Annotated in this window: 5 protein-coding genes; all 5 read right to left on the bottom strand. The window is 48.1% G+C overall.

Annotation, left to right across the window (positions count from 1 at the left end):
• Positions 1–249 (bottom strand): YfhO family protein (locus IW510_RS21140; RefSeq protein ID WP_202063173.1); only part of this gene is annotated, 249 nt, incomplete at its 3' end.
• A 34-nt stretch (positions 250–283) separates the two neighbouring features.
• Positions 284–949, bottom strand: a complete 666-nt coding sequence (gene lepB, locus IW510_RS21135) for a signal peptidase I (RefSeq protein WP_202063171.1) — start codon at positions 947–949, stop codon at positions 284–286.
• Positions 950–966: 17 nt separating this feature from the next.
• Complete coding sequence (lepB, locus tag IW510_RS21130) at positions 967–1,728, bottom strand: signal peptidase I (protein WP_202063169.1); 762 nt, start codon at positions 1,726–1,728, stop codon at positions 967–969.
• An 11-nt stretch (positions 1,729–1,739) separates the two neighbouring features.
• Entirely contained in the window at positions 1,740–2,405 is a 666-nt protein-coding gene (locus tag IW510_RS21125) for a hypothetical protein (protein WP_202063167.1), read from the bottom strand.
• A gap of 39 nt (positions 2,406–2,444) precedes the next feature.
• Positions 2,445–3,542 carry a DUF916 and DUF3324 domain-containing protein gene (locus IW510_RS21120; RefSeq protein WP_330932676.1) on the bottom strand — a complete coding sequence of 366 codons (1,098 nt, stop codon included), beginning with the start codon at positions 3,540–3,542 and terminating at the stop codon, positions 2,445–2,447.
• Positions 3,543–3,643 lie beyond the last annotated feature (101 nt).

The following is a 3,643-nucleotide window of genomic DNA, read 5'->3' as shown; positions in this document are numbered from 1 at the left end:
CAAGCCAAACGACACATACCAGCTGTAGAAGATACTCTCCGAGCCCTTCATCATGGTATTGTAGCTGGCTAAAAAGTTCGACAGCTGGTGAAATGAATCACTGGCCATGATGGTTCGGTTACTGCCGGGATAAATCCCAATCATCAAATATACCCCTGCCAAAATGACTATCGGCAGAAAAAAACTAAGGCCCAGTATCCAGCGGTTTTTCGCCAGATAGCGGACACTCTTCCATTGTGTTGGTTTCATTGCTTTCCTCATTTCTTCCATTTTTTCAGCGGCCTCAGCTGACACGCCCGATATGATTCAGGGGAAAATAGCGGAACACCACGACCCCTTCAATCTGATTGGACGTGATAAGCCCCATCTCCCGACTGTCACGAGAATTGCCTCGATTATCGCCTAAGACAAAATACTGATTGGCCGGTATTTCTGTTTGTGTGCCAATCGACTGAACCGCCTCTGGACTGAGAAGCACGGTTAAGGCGCCATCCGGCAGCTGCTCTGCAGAAAAGGTTCCTGCCTGGTTTGTCTGCTGCTTCGTAGTGGCTTCATATAAATACAGGCGGTTGCCGTCCAGATGCAGGCGATCCCCCGGCAGTCCGATGATTCGTTTCACATAGGACTCCCCGACCTTGTCTGCCGGTTCAAAGGTAATCAGCTCATAACGGGCAAAGGTCTCGGTCCGTCGGACCAGCAGACGGTCGTTGTCTGCCAAGGTTGGCACCATCGAAACCCCATCCACCTGACGGGTTCGAAAGTTCAAAAAGAATAGCAGCACAAGGACGGCTAACAGCCCTAGCACCACATAGCCCCGACGTAGCTCCCGTCGCTGCTGCTCCTGTTGCTTTCGTTGTCTGATTTCTTGTTTTAACCGACGGTTTCGCTTCTTGGGGCGAACACCGCTGGTGGGTACTTTTTTTGGTTTTCTCTCAGTGGTTTGGTTCATTCGTCGTGTCTTCCTTCTTATAGATACGTCATTTCATGCAGCGGCAGGACCCTCATCCGAACCACCCCAATGATATCCTTTTTATGAATCACGCCATAGCTGCGGCTGTCTACGGCAAAGGTTCGATTATCCCCCAACACAAAATAACTGTCCTTGGGTACAGCGTCCTGACCGATCACCTGACTTAAGCGAAAGTCTTCAGTGAACTGTTGGTCGTTTTGCCGAGCTTCCTTCAACGCCGTGTTCAAAAAGCGCTCCACCTGTTCCTGCTCGTTCAGATACAGCACATCTGCTTGATAATAGAGCCGATCACCGGGCACCCCAATCACTCGCCGAACCGACAGCTCGCCATCGGTTGGACTGCGAAACAGGACCAAATCAAAGCGCCGAATTTCTTTCAGCTTATTGACAAAGACTGTATCTCCGGCATTCACCGCCGGTGCCATCATATAACTGTCCACCGAATAAAAGGTAAAGGTAAACAGGGAAATGACATAAATCAGCCCCATAGCTAAAAACAGGCTCAAAAGAAGCTCGCCGACCAGTCGTCTGCCTCTTTTGACCCCCGTTGGTCGCTTTCGGCCGGTTTTCCTGCCGCTTGATTGTCGCTGCTTTTTCTTCCGTCGGTGTGTGGAAGCCTTGGCATTGCCTGTTTTTTTAAGCGCTGTATCAGACGGAGAAGACCGACGGTCTGTCGTCGGCTTCCTGCCTGTCCGTTTTTGCCCGTCTCTTTTGGAAGAGGGGCCGGTCTTGCGTTTCTTTCGCTTCTCATCCTTCATTTCATCGATCCTCAGTTTGTCTTTTTCAGTGAGTCTTCGTTGATGCTGAAATAGGTCAACACTTTTTGTTGGTGCGTTTGGATTTTCTTCAAATCCGCTTCGACAGCTGCCCGTGTCTCTTCATTAACCATCAGGTCATCTGCCTGTGTATAGAGATTCATCCCCAGCTCAGACATATAGGAATATTGTCGACTTAACAAGCGCTGTCCCTCTTCTGACAAGCGTTGGCTGGGCACGCGGGTTCCGTAACTGGACAAACGTCCGGTTAAATCCCGCAAACGGGTCGCCGCTTTTTCAGGATTCGCCAAAGACTCTTCACTGCCCAGCTCCTCCTCAATCGTTGCCACCAAATGATACCCCTGAACAATCGCATTGGAGTCCTGTTCCCCCAAGCGATGGGCTTGATAGTAACGGGAATAGAAGGCGCCTCCTCCCAATGCGCCTCCAAGTACCAGTAATAAAAGAGCGGAACGAAACTGACGCCATTGCTGCTTTTTCATCTTTTGTACCCTACGCTGCAGTTTTTTCCGCTTCTTCTTGTTCTTGATGCGCTTTTTTTGCAGTCCTGCACGTTTTCTTCCCGTCAGGAAGCTTTGAATGAACAGGATCAGAACAAACAGCCCACAAAGGATCGCGGCGGATAACAACCCTATAAATAACCAATCCAATATACTCACGTTTGTTCCCCCATTATTCGTTTTCTTTTCTTGGCTTTTCTAGTTGCGTTTTTTCTTTTTACTTTTGGTTTTCTTGCGTTTTTTCGCTTCGTTTTTCTTTTTCACCTGTCGAATCACCAGATAAATCACCAGAACCAATACAAACACGCCGGCAACAATCGCGGCAATCAGCTTCCAGTCAATGCCTTCTTCCTGAATCAAGCCGACATCCTGCTCATTGTATTTCTCTGCTTCTTCGTTAGTGATGGTAAAGTCCTGTTCCCAAGTCCAGGTATTAACCTCTGTGGTAACAGTGATATAAGCCGTGTAATCCCCTGCGACCATCCGGTCGCCTTGCATGGATACCGGGAAATCAATCAGACTGTTGGGTGCCATTTTCATCGAAGCTTTCTTCGTATCGTACAAGACATCCTTCGAGCCCTTTTTCGTGATTTGAGCATCCACGGTCATCTCACGAACAAACGCCGGTTGAATATTGGAAAAGTTCACAAAAATCGTGTTGCGGTAATTATTTAATCCGGCATAGACCTTGTTTAACGCTAAATCATGGGTCACTTCGGTATCGTTTTGTTGGAGAACGACCCCGATAAGATAGGCAAACTTATTGATAACCGTGCCTTCTTTTTGCTTATCCAGCTCTTCTTCATTGGTGATATTCCGCAGTTGAATCCCGCCGGTAATAATCCCATCAAAGGATGCCTCCGGCATCGTCACTTCAAGATCCAGCATCCGCTCTTCTCCCGGTGCCAAAACAACTTCCTCCGGTCCTTTGACCACATCGACAAAATCGTACTTCAGGGAAGCATCATTTTCAATCTCATTGGGGGTGTATTCAATGACCCCGTTACTATTGGTTTTCGCGCCACTCAGCTTGACACTCAGTGTTGTTTCTATGTTAGTTGGATTGGTTAGTTTAATCTGAATCGTTTGTTTTTGACCGGCTGCCAGCTGTAAATCAAAGTAGCCGACCTCTTTGTTCAGTTGATTCTCCGGTAAAATGACTTCATAGGTGAAGCCGCCAATCTCTGTGCCTTCCGGCGTTTCTGTTTCCTCGGCTGCTGCTGCTCCCGGAAAGACCAGCAGAGCTGTCATGATTATGTATAGTAGGCCTAGTACTACTTGTTGTATTTTTTTCACGCTGACAGTTCCTTTCTTTAAACGAAACAGAAGAGCCGATCGGCGGTCCAACCGTCGACCGGCTCTCTTCTGTTTACAAATTCATGTTACTGAATAGTTGT

The organism is Enterococcus sp. BWR-S5, assembly GCF_016745255.1.
Classification (GTDB): domain Bacteria; phylum Bacillota; class Bacilli; order Lactobacillales; family Enterococcaceae; genus Enterococcus_L.
Note: the sequence above shows the minus strand (reverse complement) of the source record. Positions and strands in the feature narration are given on the sequence as shown.

Excerpts from the sequence above, each read along its gene's own strand:
- lepB (WP_202063171.1), bottom strand. The coding sequence starts at position 949 with ATGAACCAAACCACTGAGAGAAAACCAAAAAAAGTACCCACCAGCGGT.
- lepB (WP_202063169.1), bottom strand. The coding sequence starts at position 1,728 with ATGAAGGATGAGAAGCGAAAGAAACGCAAGACCGGCCCCTCTTCCAAA.